This is a genomic window from Empedobacter stercoris (genome assembly GCF_025244765.1).
GTDB classification, from domain to species: Bacteria; Bacteroidota; Bacteroidia; order Flavobacteriales; family Weeksellaceae; genus Empedobacter; species Empedobacter stercoris.
Window position 1 is genome coordinate 2,235,089 of record NZ_CP104209.1, and the last position, 20,937, is coordinate 2,256,025.

19 protein-coding genes and 1 riboswitch are annotated in these 20,937 nt (G+C 32.1%); of the genes, 9 read left to right on the forward strand and 10 right to left on the reverse strand.

Translation table 11 applies throughout. From position 1 onward, the window contains the following. Window position 1: 1 nt before the first annotated feature. Window positions 2–376 carry a hypothetical protein gene (locus NZD85_RS10580; protein ID WP_260541760.1) on the reverse strand — a complete coding sequence of 125 codons (375 nt, stop codon included), beginning with the start codon at window positions 374–376 and terminating at the stop codon, window positions 2–4. A 74-nt stretch (window positions 377–450) separates the two neighbouring features. Between NZD85_RS10580 and rsmI the strand changes: the two genes are divergently transcribed. Continuing rightward, complete coding sequence (rsmI, locus tag NZD85_RS10585; protein WP_260541762.1) at window positions 451–1,125, forward strand: 16S rRNA (cytidine(1402)-2'-O)-methyltransferase; 675 nt, start codon at window positions 451–453, stop codon at window positions 1,123–1,125. Here rsmI and recJ read toward each other — a convergent pair. From recJ to NZD85_RS10600, 3 genes are read right to left on the reverse strand one after another with little or no spacing between them, the layout of a single operon-like run. Beyond that, on the reverse strand, window positions 1,122–2,822 hold the full coding sequence (gene recJ, locus NZD85_RS10590; RefSeq protein WP_171623025.1) for a single-stranded-DNA-specific exonuclease RecJ: 1,701 nt from the start codon (window positions 2,820–2,822) through the stop codon (window positions 1,122–1,124). The genes rsmI and recJ overlap by 4 nt on opposite strands. Before the next feature lie 47 nt (window positions 2,823–2,869). Continuing rightward, window positions 2,870–3,619 (reverse strand): uroporphyrinogen-III synthase, encoded by a 750-nt coding sequence (locus tag NZD85_RS10595; protein ID WP_171623026.1) that lies wholly within the window; start codon window positions 3,617–3,619, stop codon window positions 2,870–2,872. Window positions 3,620–3,626: 7 nt separating this feature from the next. Then, window positions 3,627–4,301 (reverse strand): DUF4271 domain-containing protein, encoded by a 675-nt coding sequence (locus tag NZD85_RS10600; protein WP_260541764.1) that lies wholly within the window; start codon window positions 4,299–4,301, stop codon window positions 3,627–3,629. 66 nt (window positions 4,302–4,367) lie between these two features. On the opposite strand from NZD85_RS10600, the gene NZD85_RS10605 reads away from it, so the two are divergent. The 3 genes from NZD85_RS10605 (at window position 4,368) to NZD85_RS10615 (ending at window position 6,769) form a co-directional block, all read left to right on the forward strand. Beyond that, complete coding sequence (locus NZD85_RS10605; RefSeq protein WP_171623028.1) at window positions 4,368–5,090, forward strand: polyprenol monophosphomannose synthase; 723 nt, start codon at window positions 4,368–4,370, stop codon at window positions 5,088–5,090. Next, complete coding sequence (locus NZD85_RS10610; protein WP_260541765.1) at window positions 5,087–5,467, forward strand: DUF4296 domain-containing protein; 381 nt, start codon at window positions 5,087–5,089, stop codon at window positions 5,465–5,467. Before NZD85_RS10605 ends, NZD85_RS10610 begins: the two co-directional genes overlap by 4 nt. A gap of 99 nt (window positions 5,468–5,566) precedes the next feature. After that, a complete protein-coding gene (locus tag NZD85_RS10615) occupies window positions 5,567–6,769 on the forward strand; it encodes an IS256 family transposase (protein WP_032131889.1) in 1,203 nt (400 codons plus the stop codon). 125 nt (window positions 6,770–6,894) lie between these two features. Here the strand turns inward: NZD85_RS10615 and NZD85_RS10620 are convergent, their stop codons facing one another. Together NZD85_RS10620 and NZD85_RS10625 are read right to left on the reverse strand one after the other, a co-directional pair. Next, window positions 6,895–7,416, reverse strand: coding sequence for an acyl-CoA thioesterase (locus NZD85_RS10620; protein WP_171623030.1), 522 nt, complete (start codon window positions 7,414–7,416; stop codon window positions 6,895–6,897). A 116-nt stretch (window positions 7,417–7,532) separates the two neighbouring features. After that, window positions 7,533–8,687: an HU domain-containing protein gene (locus NZD85_RS10625; protein ID WP_171623031.1), complete on the reverse strand. Its 1,155-nt coding sequence runs from the start codon at window positions 8,685–8,687 to the stop codon at window positions 7,533–7,535. A gap of 89 nt (window positions 8,688–8,776) precedes the next feature. On the opposite strand from NZD85_RS10625, the gene dprA reads away from it, so the two are divergent. The 5 genes from dprA to NZD85_RS10650 all read left to right on the forward strand — a co-directional run bounded on the left by dprA (window position 8,777) and on the right by NZD85_RS10650 (window position 14,770). Next, window positions 8,777–9,874, forward strand: a complete 1,098-nt coding sequence (dprA, locus tag NZD85_RS10630; RefSeq protein WP_260541766.1) for a DNA-processing protein DprA — start codon at window positions 8,777–8,779, stop codon at window positions 9,872–9,874. Window positions 9,875–9,932: 58 nt separating this feature from the next. Continuing rightward, a complete protein-coding gene (porZ, locus tag NZD85_RS10635; RefSeq protein ID WP_260541767.1) occupies window positions 9,933–12,164 on the forward strand; it encodes a type IX secretion system anionic LPS delivery protein PorZ in 2,232 nt (743 codons plus the stop codon). Continuing rightward, window positions 12,164–12,883 carry a DNA repair protein RecO gene (recO, locus tag NZD85_RS10640; protein ID WP_260541768.1) on the forward strand — a complete coding sequence of 240 codons (720 nt, stop codon included), beginning with the start codon at window positions 12,164–12,166 and terminating at the stop codon, window positions 12,881–12,883. Before porZ ends, recO begins: the two co-directional genes overlap by 1 nt. An 83-nt stretch (window positions 12,884–12,966) precedes the next feature. Then, a complete protein-coding gene (locus NZD85_RS10645) occupies window positions 12,967–14,118 on the forward strand; it encodes a cystathionine gamma-synthase (RefSeq protein WP_260541769.1) in 1,152 nt (383 codons plus the stop codon). A 58-nt stretch (window positions 14,119–14,176) separates the two neighbouring features. Beyond that, window positions 14,177–14,770 (forward strand): hypothetical protein, encoded by a 594-nt coding sequence (locus tag NZD85_RS10650; RefSeq protein ID WP_260541770.1) that lies wholly within the window; start codon window positions 14,177–14,179, stop codon window positions 14,768–14,770. A 47-nt stretch (window positions 14,771–14,817) separates the two neighbouring features. On the opposite strand, the gene NZD85_RS10655 is transcribed toward NZD85_RS10650, so the two are convergent. The 4 genes from NZD85_RS10655 to NZD85_RS10670 form a co-directional block, all read right to left on the reverse strand. Next, window positions 14,818–16,275: a T9SS type A sorting domain-containing protein gene (locus NZD85_RS10655; RefSeq protein ID WP_260541771.1), complete on the reverse strand. Its 1,458-nt coding sequence runs from the start codon at window positions 16,273–16,275 to the stop codon at window positions 14,818–14,820. 136 nt (window positions 16,276–16,411) lie between these two features. Then, window positions 16,412–16,894 (reverse strand): inorganic diphosphatase, encoded by a 483-nt coding sequence (locus NZD85_RS10660; RefSeq protein ID WP_260541772.1) that lies wholly within the window; start codon window positions 16,892–16,894, stop codon window positions 16,412–16,414. A 29-nt stretch (window positions 16,895–16,923) separates the two neighbouring features. After that, window positions 16,924–19,464, reverse strand: a complete 2,541-nt coding sequence (locus NZD85_RS10665; RefSeq protein WP_260541774.1) for a DUF5686 and carboxypeptidase regulatory-like domain-containing protein — start codon at window positions 19,462–19,464, stop codon at window positions 16,924–16,926. A 78-nt stretch (window positions 19,465–19,542) separates the two neighbouring features. After that, window positions 19,543–20,520, reverse strand: a complete 978-nt coding sequence (locus tag NZD85_RS10670; RefSeq protein ID WP_171623040.1) for a pyruvate dehydrogenase complex E1 component subunit beta — start codon at window positions 20,518–20,520, stop codon at window positions 19,543–19,545. 205 nt (window positions 20,521–20,725) lie between these two features. After that, window positions 20,726–20,904: riboswitch (cobalamin riboswitch) on the forward strand. Window positions 20,905–20,937: the final 33 nt, after the last annotated feature.

Genomic DNA, 20,937 nt, shown 5'->3' on the forward strand with positions numbered 1-20,937 from the left:
GCTAATTTGCTGGCTTTATTTCATATACAAGTTTAATAGATTCATCTTTAAAATTATATTCTCTATAATAAATGATCACCTGATGATCTATAAATAATTTTGTATTCTCATAAAACTTCTTAATATTTAATTTACTATCATCTAAAATGTATAAATCTTTGCATCCATTTTCATTATAAAGAGAAGTCGTGAAATTCTTTTTAGACTTTCGAGCTTTTTCAGCTAAATAATCTTCTTCAACATAACCTAAACAGCTTTTTCCTATATCGGATAAGCGAATTATCTGAGTCTTTGCTTCAGGCAATTTCACCATCAAACAACTATTTGACATAAAAAGGAGAATCATAAATCCTAGAAATCGGTAATTTTTCATCATAATGAAATTAATGTTGTACATTAATTAAAAATAGATAAATTTTATCTCAAAACAATTCTTCTTAACTTTGTCGCATGAGTGGAAAATTATATTTGGTTCCAACACCAATCGGAAATTTGGGAGATATGACATTTAGAGCGGTTGATGTGCTAAAAGAATCGGATGTGATTCTTGCTGAAGACACGCGAAATAGTGGTATTTTACTAAAACATTTCGAAATTTCTACTCCAATGCGTAGTTATCATATGCACAACGAACATCAAGCAACAGAAGATATTATTCGTCAGTTAAAAGATGGTCAAATTATCTCTATTATTACAGATGCTGGAACTCCGGGTATTTCTGATCCAGGTTATTTGTTAGCGAAAGAGTGTGTTGCAAATGATATTGTTATCGAATGTTTGCCTGGCGCAACTGCTTTTGTTCCTGCTTTGGTTGTTTCGGGATTACCAAATAACGAATTTACTTTTGTTGGATTTTTACCTGTAAAAAAAGGACGAAAATCTAAATTAGACTCATTAGTAGATGAAAAGAAAACAATGATTTTCTACGAATCTCCCCATAAAATAGGACGAACTTTAAAAGATTTAGCTGAAAATTTTGGCGCTGAACGTAAAGCGAGTTTATCACGAGAAATTTCTAAAAAGTTTGAAGAAACATTACGTGGAACTTTAACAGAATTGGCTGAAATTGCCGAAAAAAGAAATTTAAAAGGTGAAATGGTTTTGGTTGTTGAAGGAAATCACTAATCGTTGAAACGAATGTCTTTGATGTTTAATTGCCAAGTTCCTTTTCCTTGCCAATAATTCATCCCGATAGTATAAACCATATCAAACGATTGACCTTTCTCTAATTTTGGACCAAATTTACCTAATTTGAAACCTATTGCAGGAAATGTAATACGCGTATCTCGTTGATGTACATACAAACGTGCATGTTCTTTACCAACTAATCTAAAATCTGTTGCCAATAGATCTTTTGACAGAAAAACAGGATTCATATTTTCTGGACCAAAAGGAGCCATACGCATCACAGATTCTAAAAAAGTACGTGTCATATCGTTGAACGATATCTCTTTATCAATCAAAATAGAAGGTGTAAAGTGTTTGCCGTTCGACATTTCTTTTACCGTTTCATCAAATTTTATTTTAAACTTCTCGAAGTTTTCTTCTTTCATTGCTAAACCAGCCGCCGCCATATGTCCACCAAATTGAGTTAGCAAATCTTTGTTGGTTGCAATAGCAGAATGAATATCAAATTCTTGAATAGAACGTGCCGAACCTACTATTTCTCCTTCATTGTTTTTCGTAAATACAATCGTCGGTTTGTAGTACAAGTCAACTAAACGCGAAGCAACAATTCCTATGACTCCCTTATTCCAAGAAGAATCGTAAACAATTGTCGAATATTTTTCATCTGTATTGATTTGATTTAGTTGTAATAGCGCATCATGTGTCATGTCAAGGTCCAACGTTTTGCGTTCGTTATTCAAAGAATTTATGTCATTCAGGTATTTACGACAATCTTCTTCGTCTGTACTCAACATAAAACGAACAGCTTCAGAACCGTGTTTTATTCGTCCAGCGGCATTAATTTTTGGCGCAATTGAAAAAACAACATTCGAAATGTTGACATTATTTTTAATATTGGTCGGAATTAATTGTTGAAATGCTAAACGAGGTTCAGAGTTTAATCGTTGTAAACCTGCATAAGCTAAGATGCGATTTTCACCCGTAATGGGTACAATATCAGCCGCAATACTTACAGCAACTAAATCTAAAAGTGGTAAAAGATTCTCTTTCGGAAGGTTAAACTTTTCGGTATATGCTTGTGCTAATTTAAATCCAACTCCACAGCCGCTCAACTCTTTGTACGGGTAACGGCAACCTTTTTGTTTTGGATCCAAAACAGCATAGGCTTTTGGCACAGAACGATCTGGTAAATGGTGATCGCAAATAATATAATCTATTTTTTTTGATTGTGCATAGTTGATTTCTTCATGAGCTTTTATGCCACAATCTAACACAATAACCAGTGAAATGTTATGATCTACAGCAAATTGTATGCTTTGTTGAGAGATGCCATAACCTTCGTTGTTTCGATCTGGAATATAAAAAAAGACTTTCGAGTAGATAGAAGTCAGAAATTCGTAAAATAATGTTACAGCTGTCGTTCCATCTACATCGTAGTCTCCAAATATTAAGATATTTTCTTCGTCATCTATAGCGTTTTTGATACGCGAAACTGCATCAGACATTCCTTTCATCAAAAAAGGATCATGCAATTCCTTTAAAGAGGGGTTGAAATACGATTTAGCTTGGCTAAAATTCGTTATTCCACGTTGAGCTAATAAAATAGCAAGAACCTCTGAAATGTTAAGTGATTCTCTTAAATCCTTAATTACCTCAGTTGTGGCTTGTTCTTTTATTTCCCATGTTTTTTCCATCTCTTTAATGTACGTATTTTTTATTAGAGAGAAGGGTAAAAGCAATCTTATTTAGATTTATTTGCTTCTTTAACGTATTTGTCTAATGCCATTGTCATTGACGGTGTCTGTGGTGTTGGCACCTCAATATCTACACGTAATCCCATCTCTTTTGCTTGATCTGCTGTCGATTTCCCAAAAACTGCTATTCTCGTATCGTCTTGTACAAATTCTGGAAAATTTTCAAATAAAGATTTAATACCAGAAGGTGTAAAGAAAACAAGAATGTCATATTTTACATCAGACAAATCTGATAAATCACTTGATACAGTTCTGAACAAAGTTGCTTTTTGCCATGTTAAACCTAAGCTATCTAATAAAGTAGGAACGTTTGGTTTCAAAACATCAGATGCGGGTAATAAAAAGTTTTCTTCTTTGTGCTTTTTAAACAAAGGCACCATGTCAGCAAATACTTTTTCTCCAATATAAATTTTACGTTTTCTATAGACTATGTATTTTTGTAAATAGAAGGCAATCGCTTCAGATTCACAAAAATATTTCATAGAATCAGGAACGGTAAAACGCATTTCTTCTGCAAGGCGGAAGAAGTGATCAATTGCATTTCTACTCGTAAAAATAACTGCAGTAACTTTGCTAAAATCAATCTTTTGTTGTCTAACTTCTTTTGCGTCTATTCCGACAACTTGGATAAATGGTCTAAAATCAATTTTGATTTTATTACTTTTTTCAATCTCGTAGTATGGCGAGTTCTCCGCCTGAGGCGTTGGTTGTGATACTAATATTGATTTAACTTTCATAGTAATTTTAGATTACTTTACCAACAATTAACAGCTTTGCTAAAACCATAATAGGTAAAATTTCTAGGGTGCAAAGGTACAAAATATTATAATACCAAATTGATTTATTCTTATGAATTTGTTTGGCGTAAATGCTATAAATCTCAAATATTCTATTCAAAAACAACAAAATAAAACCGATGATGATTAAATAATCTTTGTTAATTTGGGTATAAAAAAATAAAAAGCAAATAACTAATAAAAGCAAAACATTTTTAGCGTTTACATAACTCGAACTTTTCATAAAATAGAGAATAGAACTAGATTCATAAAATACTTTATAAAAAACGACCTCTATCAATAGTCTGAAAAGCATGATGATACTAATAATTCCAAAGGTTATTCCTAGACGAGATAAATAATAAAAGTTGAAATTCGGGAGGTGGTTGTAATTAATGTCAAAATAAGAAACCAATAGTAGACTGATCAATAAAACTGTTACAGCATTTACAATAAAACTAAACAGAGTCGTATTATCGTCCGTAAAATTCATGTATTCGTTTTTATTTGTTAGCGTCTTAAAATTTTTCGCAAACAAATATTTTGTCGCACAAACCAATAATAAACACATTATCAAAGTAATAAGAATAGTGTCATTGCCAACTGTGTTTTTTCCTATTGAGATTAAATCGTTTGTTTTCATAATTTTTTCAAAAATACAAAACCCTAACAATCTTATAACTATCTTTATGCCCACAAAATTATATTTATGTCGGACAAATTAGTTATTATCCCGACCTATAACGAAAAAGAAAACATAGAAGCTATAATCCGCGCTGCTTTAGCGGCTGACGGAGCATTTGATGTATTAATTGTTGATGATAGTTCTCCTGATGGAACAAACGAAATTGTAAAACGTTTAATTCCTGAGTTTAATGGGCGTTTGCATTTAGAAATTCGAACAACAAAAGATGGTTTGGGGCGTGCTTATGTACATGGTTTTAAATGGGCTTTAGCCAATAATTACGAATTTATTTTCGAAATGGATGCCGATTTTTCTCATAATCCAAATGATTTGCCACGTTTGTATCAAGCTTTGGCTGATGGTGCTGATTTAGCAATTGGTTCTCGCTATTCTAATGGCGTTAATGTTGTTAATTGGCCTATGAACAGAGTTTTGTTATCTTATTTTGCTTCAAAATATGTTCGTGTTATTACGCGTTTACCTGTTCATGATGCAACAGCAGGATTCGTAGGTTATCGTGCAAATGTTTTAAAAACATTAGATTTAGATAAAATTAAATTTAAAGGTTATGGATTTCAGATTGAAATGAAATACAAAACATGGATCAAGAAATTTAAACTAAAAGAAGTCCCTATTATATTTACGGACAGAACGTTGGGAGAGTCAAAAATTAGTTCTGATATTATTGGGGAAGCTGTTTTTGGCGTAATTTCGTTGCGAATAAGACATATATTTGGACAATTATGAAGTATTTGTATGTAGCAATTATTTTATTTTTAGGAGTATTTAGTTGTGCTCCCAAAAATTATGAAAAACCAAAAGATCTTATCGGAAAGTCTGATATGATAGATATTTTGACAGATTTATACATTAGCCAACAAGGTTTGCAAATGTATCCAATTCAAAATGAAGATCAAAGCCTTGTTTTAGCGAAAGACGCAGTAGACATTTTGAATGCTTATGATGTTTCAATAAATACTTTCCAAGAAAGTTACAAGTATTATATGATGCAACCAGAAAAAATGAAAAAGATGTTGGATGAGGTTAAAAATAATCTTGAGGATAAATTATCCAAAGAAGAAAAAGAACGTCAAAACACTCAAAAAAAGGTAGTATCCCACTAACTGTGTAAGTTAAAAAGTTATTCTGATAAATTTTGAGCCCTTAATGCTCAAAAAATTTATTGGCAATAACTTTTTATTATTTTTAAACATTATACAGTTATGACTAACAAAGAAGATTTATTAAACAACAAGGATTTTTTAAAATCCTTTAAGAATGGTGAAGATTTAACATCTTTCTTCAAAGAACTCCACAAGAAGGCCGTAGAACACATGCTTGATGCAGAACTGGATAGCCATCTGGACAACGAAAAACATGATAAAAGCATCGATGGTAATTATCGAAACGGACATGGAACCAAAAAGATAAAATCCTCATTCGGTGAATCCGAGATAAAAGTTCCAAGAGATCGTGAAGGTAGTTTTGAGCCTGCATTAGTTCCCAAAAGGCACAACATCATTGATGGTTTAGAAAACATCATCATCTCGTTTTATGCCAAAGGAATGAGTGTTTCGGACATTGAAGAGCAGATTAAAGAAATGTATGATTTTGATGTTTCCACTTCGACAATTTCCAGAATAACAAACGCAGTAGCCAGTGAAGTTGTAGCTTGGCAGAATCGACCGTTAGACGATGTTTATCTGATTGTTTGGATGGATGGGATTGTTTTTAAGGTTCGCGAGAACTCAAAAGTCATTAACAAAACCATTTATTTAGCTGTTGGTTTAAATCGTGAAGGCAGAAAAGAAGTCCTCGGCATGTGGCTTGGAAAGAACGAAAGTTCTAGCTTTTGGATGAGCGTTCTCACGGATTTAAAAGCTCGTGGCGTAGAAGACATTCTCATTACAGCTACTGATAATTTGAACGGATTTACAGACACCATCCGCTCGGTTTTTCCTGAATCTCAAACCCAAATATGTGTGGTTCATCAGATTAGAAACGCTTGTAAATACGTGGTTTGGAAGGATAGAAAAGAGTTTTCTGCAGATATGAAACATATTTATACTGCACCCAACAAAGACGCTGCCAAAGCCGCTTTAGAAGATTTTGCCACAAAATGGGAAGGGAAATATCTTTACGCAATCCAATCCTGGAGAAACAACTGGGACGAACTAACCGTATTTTTTGACTTCCCAATGGAAATCCGTAAAATCATTTATACGACTAATTTAATCGAAAATCTGAACGGAAAAATCAGAAAATATACCAAAAACAAAATGTCTTTTCCTACTGACGATGCGGTATTGAAGTCTGTTTATTTAGCACTCAAGGAATCAACTAAAAAATGGACAATGCCTATTCATAATTGGGGTATTGTTCTTAACCAATTTATGCTTATTTTTGAAAAAAGGCTCAGATTATAAAATCTAAGCCCAACTTTTTAACTTACACACTTTATAGGATAGTGTCCAAAAAAATAATTTAGAAGAGTTCAAACCTCAATAAAAAAAGCCTCAAGTTTAGATGATTTGAGGCTTTTTTTATGTAATTATTCTGTTATAAATAGTGATTTCAATTCAAGCGCATCCGCAGGTTGCATACGTCCTGCTAAAATTAAACTTAATTGTTTACGACGCAAAGCTGCTTCGTAACGTTCAATTTCTTGTTCAGTTTCAGGAATTAATTCAGGTACTTTTACAGGTTTATTGTCGTTATCAACTGCGACAAAAGTGTAAATTCCACTATTTGTTTGGTTGTAAATACAGTTTTCGTAATCGTATACATAAACATCGACATACACTTCCATCGAAGAATTGAATGCTCGTGTAACTTTAGATTCTAATTTTATTGTACTTCCCATAGGTATAGGAATATTGAATGCAACATGGTTCACACTTGCAGTTACAACTAAGAAACTTCCACCATGCATTTTTGCAGAGATTGATGAAATTCGGTCCATAGAAGCTAACAATTCACCTCCGAACATATTTCCTAAATTGTTGGTTTCATTTGGTAAAACCAAATTTGTCATTACAGCTAATGATTCTTTTGCTGTTTTTGCTTTCGCCATAAACTTTTGTTTGTTGTTTGCAAATTTCAATAAAATAAACGAGTTTCTTTATACCATCAATAAAATAAGCTATCCACAGGATAGCTTATTTTATTGATGGTATTTTAAAAGGTAAATTAATTTTCAGTTCTAACCCATGTTCCGGGCGACTTTTTATTTACATCATTCATATATTTTTGTGCATCATCTATATTATTAAAGCTATTGTATGTAACATAGTAATAGCGACCTTTTACATAGTTGATTTCAGCATTTTTGTAACCTTGTTTTTTCAATTCGCCCAACAATCTATCTGCATCTTCTTGTCTTTTCAAAGAAGCAGCGATAACTTGGTATTTTTTATTTGAAGTTTTTACAGTTGATTTTGTTGTACTATCTTTTTTATCAACATTTTTTACATCTTCTTTTTCTGGTGATTCAATCTTCGTTATTTTTTTTGTTTCAGTTTTAACGATTTCTTTTGATGAAGGTTTTTCTTTTACAATTGCAGTTATTTCCTTATCCGTTTCATTCAGTTTAGTTTCTTTTACAACTGTAATTTCAACTTTTTTTGGTGTTTCAATTGTATCTGTTTTTGTTACTGTTTCAGCAATTTGATATTCGACTAAAGAAGGTTCAGTAATCGTTTGTGGCATATTATAAACGTCATATTGCACAGAAACTTTTTCAGTTTGTTTTGTTTCATTTTGGCCAATCATTGGCAAAACTAAACCGCTCCATTGTTTATTTACAAATTTTTGTACAGGTTGCGGCGTATTAAAATATAGAAAGCCACCAACTATAATAGGAATTATAGAGGCTGCTGCTAAAAATTTAGACATGTGTTTGTTTGATGTTTTAGCTTTAGATGAATCTAAAATGTAATTGGCTTGTAGATTTGAAAGCCCATAAGCGGCAACGAAATAATTTTGAGCATTTTCTGGTTTGAAGTCAATTTTTCCTGCTTCATTAAATTTTAATGAGCCAATATTTTGTAAGGTTAGAATTTTCCCATTTTTCAAATGTTCTTGCCAAAAATAAACCTGTTCATTCAAAAATGTTTGCGCATTTTCAAAAGACATGGGTTCATCTTGTACAATTTTATTCACCAAAACTCCATCACTTTTTGTTAAAGTCGAATTGAAAGAAAGTTCTTTTCTTGGTGGAATAAAAGTATTCGTTTTCTCGTCGAATGCTACAGACGCTGCATTTGAAATAAACGCACCAAAGTTCGGAACGATTACACAATCGTGCTGAAATAATAATTGACTTATATGCTCTTCTAACCTCATACTACGAAATTAACATTTTTTTTAAATTCTGCAAAAAAATAAATACTTAAAATACTACTTAGTTGGTTTAATATTAATAATTTAACAAAATGAAAACCGATTTACCTTATATTTTAGCACTTTCTTTTCAGAAAAGAATTGGCGATATCACAGCCCGAAAAATTATTCAATTTTTTGGTTCGGCAGAAGCTGCTTGGAATTGTAAACCAAAAGATTTGATGCAAATTTCGGGAATTGGTCAGCAAATAAGCAAAGATTTTGGTCAAAAAAAATGGTTAGAATTGGCTTTTAACGAAATCGAATATTGTGAAAATAATCATATTCGTATTTTAACTTTTTACGACGATACCTATCCACAGCTGTTAAAAGAGTGTATTGATGCGCCTTTGGTACTTTTTTGTAAAGGAAATTTAGAGTTCAATCATTTTAATAATAAAAAGATTTCAATCGTTGGAACTCGAAAAATGACCAATTATGGACGAGGTTTTATTGCTGAATTAATTGAAGGTTTAGCAGATTTTGATGTAACTATTGTTAGTGGATTAGCGTATGGTTGCGATATAGAAGCGCATACAAATGCACTTAAAAATAAGTTGGTAACTTGGTCAGTGATGGGAACTAATTTCGAACGAATTTATCCTGCAGCTCACAAGATTATTGCAGTAGAAATGTTACAAAAAGGAGGTTGGATTACTGAACAACCAAGTTTTAAAGCTGGCGCTCCTGAATCATTTCTTCAACGAAATCGTATCATTGCAGGATTGTCCGATATTACAATAGTAGTAGAATCAGCTTTTAAAGGAGGAAGTTTGGTAACCGCTAAATTCGCAAATGAATACAATCGAGAAGTGTTTGCTTTACCTGGAAAAACAACAGATGCATTAAGTGTTGGATGTAATTATTTGATTAAATCTCATCAAGCTTATTTAGTGGAAAACTCGAAAGATATTATTGATTATTTTAATTTCAATTCACAGAAAAAATCAAAACAAATAGATCTATTTATTGAAATTTCTGATGATGAAAAAGTGATTGTAAATTACTTGAAAAAAAACGGAAAGCAACACATCGATAAAATGTCTTTTGAATTGAATATGAAATCGTATGAGTTAATGCCTTTGTTGTTAGATTTGGAGTTGAAACAAATTATTTCTACACTTCCAGGGAAGTTTTATGATTTATTGTAATAATAAATACAATTTTTATCCAATTATTTTGTTATAAATTACAGTATTTTTGTGCATTATGAAGACAAAATTGTTCATTTTCATCACCATGATTTTCACAAGTTTAAACGCTCAAAATGATAAAGCGCGTTGGAACGATCTTTTTTCTTACAGCAATGTAAAATTGTTGGAAGAAGTAAATGGTGTAATTTATTGTGGTACCGAAAACGGGATATTCTTATTTAATCCTAAAAATCCAACAAATGATTGGATTAAGTTGAATAAAACCAATTTTTTGAATAATGTGGGAGTTTCTGCAATGGCTTATGATAAAGAGTCAGATTCGTTTTTAGTAGGTTATGAAAATGGAGGATTAGATTTATTGAAATCTGGTGAATCGACGATGGTGCTGGATATTAAATGGAATGGATTTAACGGAATTAAAAAAATCAACCATATTCTTATAAATGACGGAATTGCGTTTATTTCTGGTGCTTTTGGGATTGTTTCCTACGATCTGAAAGATGAAGAATTTAAAGAAACAACACGTACAAATACAGCTGTTGTAAATGATGCAACAATTAACGGGACAACTCTTTATATTGCAACAGATAAAGGAATCTATTCGAGCGAATTATCGGATAAGAATTTGAATGATCCGGATTTTACAAGTTGGGGAAGTCCTATTGTTACAGGGGATATTTCGAATATAGAATTGTTTGAAAAAGAGATTTATTATTCAGTAGAAAATGAATTAAAAACAATTTCTGGAACTCCTGTTTCTGGAGCTTTTAATTTTATTGAAGATTTAAAATTATCAAAAGATCAATTAATCATTACTCAAACGAATCAAGTTTCGGACTCTAACGGTCAAAATTATACTAAAACAGATCAAGATGGAAATGTTGTAAATTTCAATACTGCTATTTCTATTGGTGATGAAGTTTATGGAGGTTCAGTAAATCATGGAATTATTAATTTATCTAATCTTGAAGAATTTTATCCCGATGGACCATTTAACAATAAAGCTTGGTCGGTTACAACAAAAAATGGCAAAGTATGGATTGCACCAGGAGGAACAGAAGCTTATACGAATGTTTTAAATAATAGAGATGGTTTTTATTACTTTGATATGAAGAAATGGAACAACTTTAGTTCTAAAGAAATTTTTGATATTAGAGATGTTTTAAGAATAGCTGCTCATCCAGATAAAGACAATAATACCTTTATAGTTTCATCATTTAATAAGTATGGACGTGATGGAAATGGACGGACAGATTTATTAGAATTTGATGCAGATTTAAAACCTAAGAAAATTATTAATAATCAGTTTCCAAGTTCAAGAATTTCTGGATTAGCTTATGATAAATTAGGAAACTTACATATAGGCGCTTCATATCCTGATGGAAAAAGCCCGGATTATAATTCAGCATATTATGTAGAGAGAAGTAAAAATGGTACGTGGAAAAGTAATAATGTTGATAAAACTTCTGCTATTGTAGCGCTTTCTCCTGATTTTTCGGATACTTATACCTATTATCCAAGTGGTAGAAATGGAGGAGGAGTTACAGTTTTAAACAAAAAACATGAAATTGTAACAACTTTGACAACTACCAATAAGTTACCTGTTAATAATGTTTTGACTGTTGCAAATGATAGATTAAATAATTTATGGATTGGGACAGAACAAGGTTTAGTCGTTTTATACGGAGCTGATAATGCTGTAAGTTCTAATAATATTATAGCAGAACCAATTGTTATTATTCAAGATGGAATTCCAGAAGCCTTATTAACAGATGTGGGTATTTATTCCATAAAAGTTGATAATGCAAACAGAAAATGGATTGCAACAAATGGAGCAGGCGTATATTATGTTTCGGAGAGTGGAGAAGAAACAAAACTACATTTCACCTCTAAAAATTCGCCTTTACCTTCTGATATAGTGTACGATGTTTCGATTGATGAAACCACAGGAAAGGTATTTTTTGCAACCGAAAAAGGTGTGGTTTCTTATAATGGTGATGTTTCGATGGAAACCAATAACTTTAATGATGCAATTGCATATCCAAATCCGTATCGTCCAGAATATACAGGGAATATTACAATTAAAAATCTTCCAAATAGAGCTTTAGTTAAAATTACAGATATTGTTGGAAATTTACTTTTTGAGAAAAAAGCAGATGGAGGAGTGATAGAATGGAATACAAACAATTCGAAAGGAAAACCAGTAGCTTCTGGAATTTACTTAGTTTTGATGACAAATGCAGATGGTACCGAAACTAAAACATTGAAACTTGCAGTTGTTAGATAATGAAAATTTTAGAGACCAAAGCAGTAGTCCTTTCAAGCATAAAATATGGTGACACGAGTTTAATAATTCGTTGTTATACCCAAAATTTTGGCTTAAAATCATTTATAGCAAAAGGCGTTTTCTCTAAAAAAAAGCGAAATACATCTTTGTATTTTCCACTTGCAGAAATAGATCTTAGTTTTCAACCCAAATCAAGTGAACAACAATTGGTTTTCTTAAAATCGGTTCAAACTTCCTATTATTACGAAACCTTGCATTTTCATCCAATCAAATCGGCGATTGTTTTTTTCTTGGCTGAAATTCTAAATTTAGTGTTGAAAGAAGAAACCGACAATCCAGATTTATACCTATATATCGAACATTCACTAAAAGAATTTGATCAAAAAAAAGAAGATTTTGCAGATTTTCATTTGATTTTTTTGATTCAATTGACACATTTTTTAGGGTTTTATCCCAATTTAGAATTAGACGGAAATCTATTCGATTTAGAAAATGGTTTTTTTACAAATTCCAATTCATCCATCAACATGTTGAAAGCAGATGAAACCGTTTTGTTCAAAAAACTATTAGAACTTAATTTTACAGCAGATTCAAAAAATATATTTAACCAATCACAACGTTCTTTATTGCTCGAAATTTTGGTGAAATATTATCAAATTCATACCAATAATTTTAAGAAACCAAAATCATTACAAGTTTTACATGAATTGTTTAGTTAAATCTCTGGAAATAATTTCTAACAAATCTTTAAAACAGAGAATAAAGAAAACTCCATATATTTGCTATAGTTAAAACATTCACAATGAAATTCAATACAAAAGCTATACACGGTGGTCAACAACACGATCCATCTACAGGAGCCGTTATGACTCCAATTTATCAGACATCAACTTTTGCACAACGTTCACCTGGAGATTATAAAGGATACGAATATTCTCGTGGTGCAAACCCTACTCGTACTGCTTTAGAAAATGCATTAGCTTCTATCGAAGGTGGAGTTGCAGGTTTTGCATTTGGTTCTGGTTTAGCAGCAATTGATGGCGTTTTGAAATTATTCAAACCAGGAGATGAAATTATCGCAATGGACGATTTATATGGTGGTTCTTATCGTTTGTTTACGCGTGTTTACGAGAAATTTGGATTGAAATTCCATTTCGTAGATATGACAAATGTTGAGGCTGTTGTGGCGTTGATCAATGATAACACAAAAATGGTTTGGATTGAAACACCAACAAACCCTTTGATGAAGGTAGTTGATATCAAAGCGGTAAATGATGCGTCAAAAGCAAAAAAAGCAGATGTTTTAGTTGCGGTTGATAACACATTTGCGTCGCCATATTTGCAACGTCCTATTGAGTTAGGTGCTGATATTGTGATGCATTCAGCAACAAAATATTTAGGAGGTCATTCTGATTTAGTGGCTGGAGCAATTGTCGTTAATTCGGAGCAATTGGCAACAGATGTTCACTTCAATTTATTTGCAACGGGTGGAATTTTAGGCCCACAAGACTCTTATTTAGTTCTTCGCGGAATCAAAACATTGGCTGTTCGTATGGATCGTCATTGTTCTAATGGAATGAAAGTGGCTCGATTTTTAGAAGCTCATCCAAAAGTTGCGCATACGTATTATCCAGGATTAGAAAATCATCCACAGCACGAAATTGCCAAAAAACAAATGAAAGATTTTGGTGGAATGGTCACATTTACGTTGACTTCTGGAAAAAAAGAAGATGCGTTCAAAATTTTAGAAAATTTGAGCGTTTTTACTTTGGCCGAATCGTTAGGTGGAGTAGAATCGTTGGCAAACCACCCAGCTACGATGACGCATGCGTCTATTCCAGCAGAAAAACGTGCTGAAATTGGGATTACAGATGATTTAATTCGTTTGTCTGTTGGGATCGAAGATATTGACGATTTATTAGAAGATTTAGAACAAGTTTTGAACTTGATATAATCGAGTAATAATATAATAAAAAGTCTGAATTTAGTTTCAGACTTTTTATTTTTATATAATGAAATTCATCATTTTATTTTTACTTTCTACGTTGAGTTTTGCTCAACAATTGGATACGATTAATCTCAATCAAGTTGAGGTGGTAAATTATTCTAATTATAAGCAATTTCGTCCAAAATTTAAGCAAGTTCTACGACTTACAGATCATACAAGTTTTGGTCTTAAAATATTTTCAAATTTATTGCTACCAAAAGAAAAGGAAATTGAGATTGTCGCAATTGAGATTTTGTTCGAATCAAAAGTCATAAAGAAGAATTATTGCAACGAATTTTATTATTTTAAACCAATAATTCTACAATCGATTCATCATAAACAAAGTTTGATTGGTGAAAAATGGTTTGAAGTTGATAAAGATTATCAAGGAAAATATATTTTTCCAGTTCATTTAAAACTCAATATTTCAGAAGCAAAAAACTATTTTATTGGTGTAGAAACTTCTTACGAAAATCCTTTTTGTCCCGAAGGAAATGGTTATTTTGATTTGATAAAAACGAAACAAGCAGTTGATTTGTATGTTGAAATTAATTCAGAAATGATAAAACAAGATGTTTTAAAAAATTATTCATTAAATTATATCATCTATTATAAGTAAAAAGGATATTATTTTGCAACAATATCCTTTTTAACATTTAAATCAAATTACTTCACAATAATTTTAGAAGAAGTTTGATTCGTTTTAAAAATATAAACTCCTTTTGGTAAATTGGTCTGAATAGAATTTTGTCCTATTTTTAATTCACCTTGATGAATTAATTTACCATTTACATCAAAAATTTGATAAGGTGATTTTTCTTTTGTATCAACAGTAAAGTTGCCGTTGGTTGGATTTGGATAAAGAGAAAATTTCTTAGAATTCACTTCGGAAGTTGCTAAATTACTACACAAGAAATCAGAATAATCTACCAATCCTAAAGTCGGATCATCTTTTTGGTGAACAATAACATTTTCTACTTGTTGTTCCGATGATTTTTGATTTTCTATCCAGCAATTTCCAACTGCAGACACATCGTTGACAGAATTATTGTATAAAGCATAATTAATTCCGCCATTTCCATTGTTCGAGAAAATATTATTACCAGGGCGTTCAGCAGTACCTAAGTTGATAAAAGCACCTTTCTCTATATTCGTAATTCCCCATAAACTTCCACGAATTTGATTGTCGAAAATATCAATGACATTTGTTGTAGGATTTGAAGCAAGATAAATTGAAATTCCGCTTCCACCATTCGTAGGATTTGTTTCTGTATTATTATCTTCGAGAATATTTCCGATGATTTTTCCTTTCGAGTTTCCTCCAGAAATGGTAATTCCATATCGGTTGTCGCGAATTGTATTATTTTCGATAATTGCTTCGTTCGTTACACCTAATAAACTTGAAACGGAAATTCCTCCAACTCGAGTTTTTTCTCGATCTCCAATAATTGTATTTCCACGAATAATCGTAGGATTGTTGCCACTTGGTCCCATATTAATTTGAGGACGATTAGAATTGTCTTGATTGTTGCCTTCTAAATGATTATTTTCAAACGTTAAAGCAACAGATTGATTGGCTCCTGAACCGACAACGGGAGTTTTATTGAATTTGAACGTTGAGTTCTTAATGATAGGATTTCCACGAGAAAAATTAATTGCTCCTCCGGTAGAAATTCCACCATATTGATAAGAAATTTCAGAGTTGTTCATGATAAAAGATTCGTTTAGAGAACGAATTCCTCCACCATAAACCATTTTGAAATGATTGAAACTGGCAGTTGCACCTTCTTCTATTCGAATTCCTTTAAAATAAGTAGTTCCTGGATTGTCGGATGTAAACAACACTTCTTTTGGCGCATTAACATCTATTGTTCCGGCAATGGTTATAAGTTTCCCATCAGCAATAACTAAGGTATAGTCTGTATCAGATAAAAATGTGTCATTTACAGAAATCGTTAAATCATCTGTTAATTCATAACGATTTGTTGTTTGATCGAAAGTGATGACATCTGTTAAAGCATCAAGATCAGCAATACGGTATGTTTTTCCATCGTTTGGTGTAGCATATTGAGCAAAAATCATCTGCCCAAGCAGCGCTAAGGAAAGTGTAAAAGATTTCTTCATAATTTCACTAAGTATTAATTAGGAATGAAATTAGAAAGAAAAAGCGATTTTTGAAATTATTTATCAATAAAATAGTTCAAAATAAAATAGTCCTCAAAAAATGAGGACTATTGATATGAAAATAATAATTTATTTCTTAGTGAGCAGGAACGAAACGATCTTTTGCTTCTTGTAATAATTGTTCAGCTTGCGCTTTATCACCATATCCTTCTACGATACAAGTTTTATTTTCTAAATCTTTGTAAGTTTTGAAGAAATGCTCAACCGCTTTTAATGTATGAGGGTTCATATCATCTAAACTTTCTAATTGGTTCCAAGTTGGATCAGCAACTGGTACACAAATTAATTTTTCGTCAGGACCTTTATCGTCAGACATGTTTAAAACACCAATTGTTTTAACTTCGATAACACAACCTGGTACAGTTGGCTCAGTTAAGAAAACTAATACATCAATTGGGTCACCATCCAATGCTAAAGTATTTTCAACAAATCCGTAGTCTGCTGGGTAAAACATTGGTGAATACAAAACGCGATCAAAACGAATTCTTCCTGTTTCGTGATCCATTTCGTATTTATTACGAGATCCTCTTGGGATTTCTATAATTGCATCAAAAGTCATTGTAATATTCTTTTTTTATTATTTATTCTCTAAAAACTCCAATCTAAACCGATTGTGACGCCAAATTTACGAACATCTGGCAAAATATTATAATTTCCACGCCAATTAAAATCAACTCGAATAGGTCTAATGTTTCCAAAACCAATGTTTTCGATTCCAAACCCGTATTCATAGTAGATTTGTTGATTAGGTGCAAAGTATTCTATTGTCGAATGATTGATTGCTTTACTTTTTTCGGAAATATCTCCGTATGCTGCACGTAAGAAGCCAACTTCTCTTAATTTTAATTTTTTGATTAAGGGAACTTTGTTCAAAATCCAACCATTAAAGTGGTGCTCCCAGTTCATTGTCGCATATTGATCAGTTACAAATTCATAATAATCTAACTGAGAAAACGTTCCATACACTTGTCCATAACTTTCATTACCGGGAATTGCACTCATTAATGAGAGTGGAACACCTTGAAATGTTTTTCCTGCTTCTACTGTTACCAACGATTTACCAAATGATCCAATCAAAATAGGTTGTGTATATAAGAATTGTAATTTATCGTATTCAAAATCTGAATTGATGACACCTTTTAAACCTTTTGTGTAACGTAACATCAACGTTGGTGCAAGTGTAGTCATTTCGTAACGATCAATTCCATATTGCGAATATTTAGCACCTGGACGAGCAATAATCGAAACACTCACACTTGAGTTTGTCAAGGTTTCTTTTAGTTGACCATTCTTTTCGTAAGCTATCGAAAATTGTTGCGCATCCGCAGGCTTTATCAGTTGATAATTTCCATCAACACGAAATGTAACGTTTTTCCATGGCTCTATCGAAGTATAGATGTTTGTCAAATTATTATTACTCAAAAAAGTATTGTCTCCTTGATTAATAATAGATGAAGAAGCAAAACTACGCGTCATAATTCCATCAGATGAGGTTAAAGAAGCAGCCAACTGTTCTACATCTCGCTTTGTTCCAATTCCGACTTGAAAACGATTGTATTTGTTAAACATATAACGGAAATCGGCTCCGTATTTGAATTTATTATCTCCAAAACCATAGGCCATAAATCCTTGTGCACGCCACATATCATTTTGCGAAAAATAAGTACGAGCACCAGCTCTTAATCGAAAACCTTCGATTTGGTTGTATCCAAAAGAAGAATATAAATTTCCGATATCAATCGCATTTCCGACATTGTAATAACCAGATCCAAAAATTTCTATCGCTTTTACAATATTATTAAATTTTGGAACTTTATTTAATTGTTCTAATGTTTCGTAAATTCCTTCTTGATCTTTTGTTAAAGTCTCAGGACGACTTTCTGCCCAAAATTGATTATCTTTTTCGTTTAAAGAAGCTTTTGCAGGATCTAATCTTTCGTAATAATATGCTTCGGGATGCGTTGTATTGAAATCGTAGTTGTAATAATTAACCGTTTTATGCGCAAAAATTCCTTTTGCACTTTCCTTTTTACTCAACAAAGACATGTCTAACATCGCATATTCTTTCTTTGGATAGAAAATAGAGTCGTTTGGAATGTCGTATTGCAGATTCATGAAAATATTGCGTACAAAATTTACATTGATTTCTTTCGTCGTTTCCATCACAACTTCTTTTACTGCGTAAGCATCTTTCGAAATAAATAATTCACCTTTGAACGTTAGTTCACCTTCTCGACGTGGATAATATTTGATTCGATAAGATTCTACACCGTCAACGTCTACAGTATCTTTCAGTTCATAATCGTACACAGCAAAACCATCAGTGGCAATGGGACTCACAAATTTGATATCTAAAATATTAACTCGATTATCGTAAATATCTACATCACGGAAAAGATTTTTTACTGTTGATGCTACAATTTCATTGTTCTCGAATCCAGATGTTTTATTGGCAATTAATTCGCGACGCTCTTTTGTAGAAGGTTGATTGATACCAGCTATTTTATAAATTGATTCATTCAGAAAAGCGGGTAAATATGTTTTTCCATTAATAGAAGATGTATCAATTTTTTCAAATACAAATTCCATTCCTTTGAAAATCTTACGCTTCATAAAACTTGAGTCGATATTGCTGATATCAAATTGCAACTTCTCATATTCATCATATTGATAATGTGGCGTTAGCTTTAAACCGTTTTTCTTTTTACGTTTCCAAACCTCTCTTAAAATAGCGTAGGCAGGGTTTTCTTTCTTTTTAAGACGCTTTTTCTTTGCCGAAACAACAGCTTCTTGTAAATCAACTGATTGATTATTATCAATTTCTTGTCCTTCTTCTTCCGCTAAAAATAATTGCGCAATGAAATTATAATCGATTTTATTTTCGATGATATAATCCGAAATTTCATAACCACTTTTCGAAATGACTATTTTTTCTGCATTAGAAGTAGATTCGATATAAAATGTACCATCAGAATTTGATGTTGCACTAACCTTTAGTTCAGGTAATCGAATATCTGCATAAGGAATTGGCTTCAAGGTTTCAGCATCTATTACTTTTCCTTGAATTTTTACTTGTGCCTGTAGAGAGGCTAGAACAACTATAAAAAAAGCTGTTATATAACTTTTCATTTATGAGATTTGGTTAAAAAAAATAAAGCCTAGCAAAATGTATGCTAGACTTTACAAATATAGTTGATAATCTTAATATTATTTATACATAACTGATTTTACAGCTTCAATAACATCTTTTGCATTTGGAATCCAAGATTCGTACAAGTTAGGAGCGTAAGGTGCTGAGGTATCTTTAGTTGTAATACGTTTGATCGGCGCATCTAAATAATCGAATGCTTTTTGTTGAACCATATAGGTAATTTCTGAAGCAACTGAAGCGAAAGGCCATGCTTCTTCTAAAACAACCAAACGATTTGTTTTCTTCACCGATTTGAAAATCGTATCATAATCTAATGGACGAACTGTACGCAAGTCAATAACTTCTACACTAATTCCTTCTTTTGCTAATTCATCAGCAGCAATATAAGCTTGCTTAATAATTTTACCGAAAGAAACCAATGTTACGTCTGTTCCTTCTCGTTTGATTTCTGCTTTACCAATTTCGATTGTGTACTCTTCATCTGGCATTTCCATTTTATCTCCATACATCTGTTCAGATTCCATAAAAATAACTGGATCGTTGTCACGAATTGCAGATTTTAATAACCCTTTTGCATCATAAGGATTAGAAGGGACAACCACTTTAAGACCTGGTACATTGGCATACCAATTTTCAAAAGCTTGTGAATGCGTTGCACCTAATTGTCCTGCAGAAGCAGTAGGTCCTCTAAATACAATTGGACAGTTAAATTGCCCTCCTGACATTTGATAAATTTTAGCGGCGTTATTGATAATTTGGTCAATACATACTAATGAAAAGTTGAACGTCATGTATTCTACGATTGGACGGCATCCTGTCATTGTAGAACCAATTGCAATTCCAGAAAAACCAGCTTCTGCGATTGGTGCATCTATTACACGTTCTGGACCAAATTCGTCTAACATTCCTTTCGAAGCTTTGTAGGCGCCGTTATACTCTGCTACTTCTTCTCCAATTAAAAATACAGATTCATCGCGACGCATTTCTTCACTCATTGCCTCTGCGATTACTTCTCTAAATGTTTTTATAGCCATTTTATGCGATTTCGTTCTTTTATTATATTTTTTCCTAAAGCAAATGTAATAAAAAACTTGTGAATTATTTAAAACGAATTTATTCAATAAAAAATCCCAATAAATCGAGTGACAATTTGGGACAGAAAATAATTGAAAAAGTATTCAATTATTGATTTGATTTTAATGATTTAACAATCACGTATTCATATTTCAAGCACTTTTCTTTACATTTGCACAAAATGGTGCTCAACGAGTGAGTTAAAAGGGAATTTGGTTCAATTCCAAAACTGTCCCCGCAAATGTAAATTCTCCCTATCTTTTTACTACAAATCCACTGAGAAATCGGGAAGGATATAAAAAATGAGAACAAGTCAGGAAACCTGCCATTGATAACGAATGAATAGAAAATGTTTTCGGAGGAAAAACAGCTTTTTA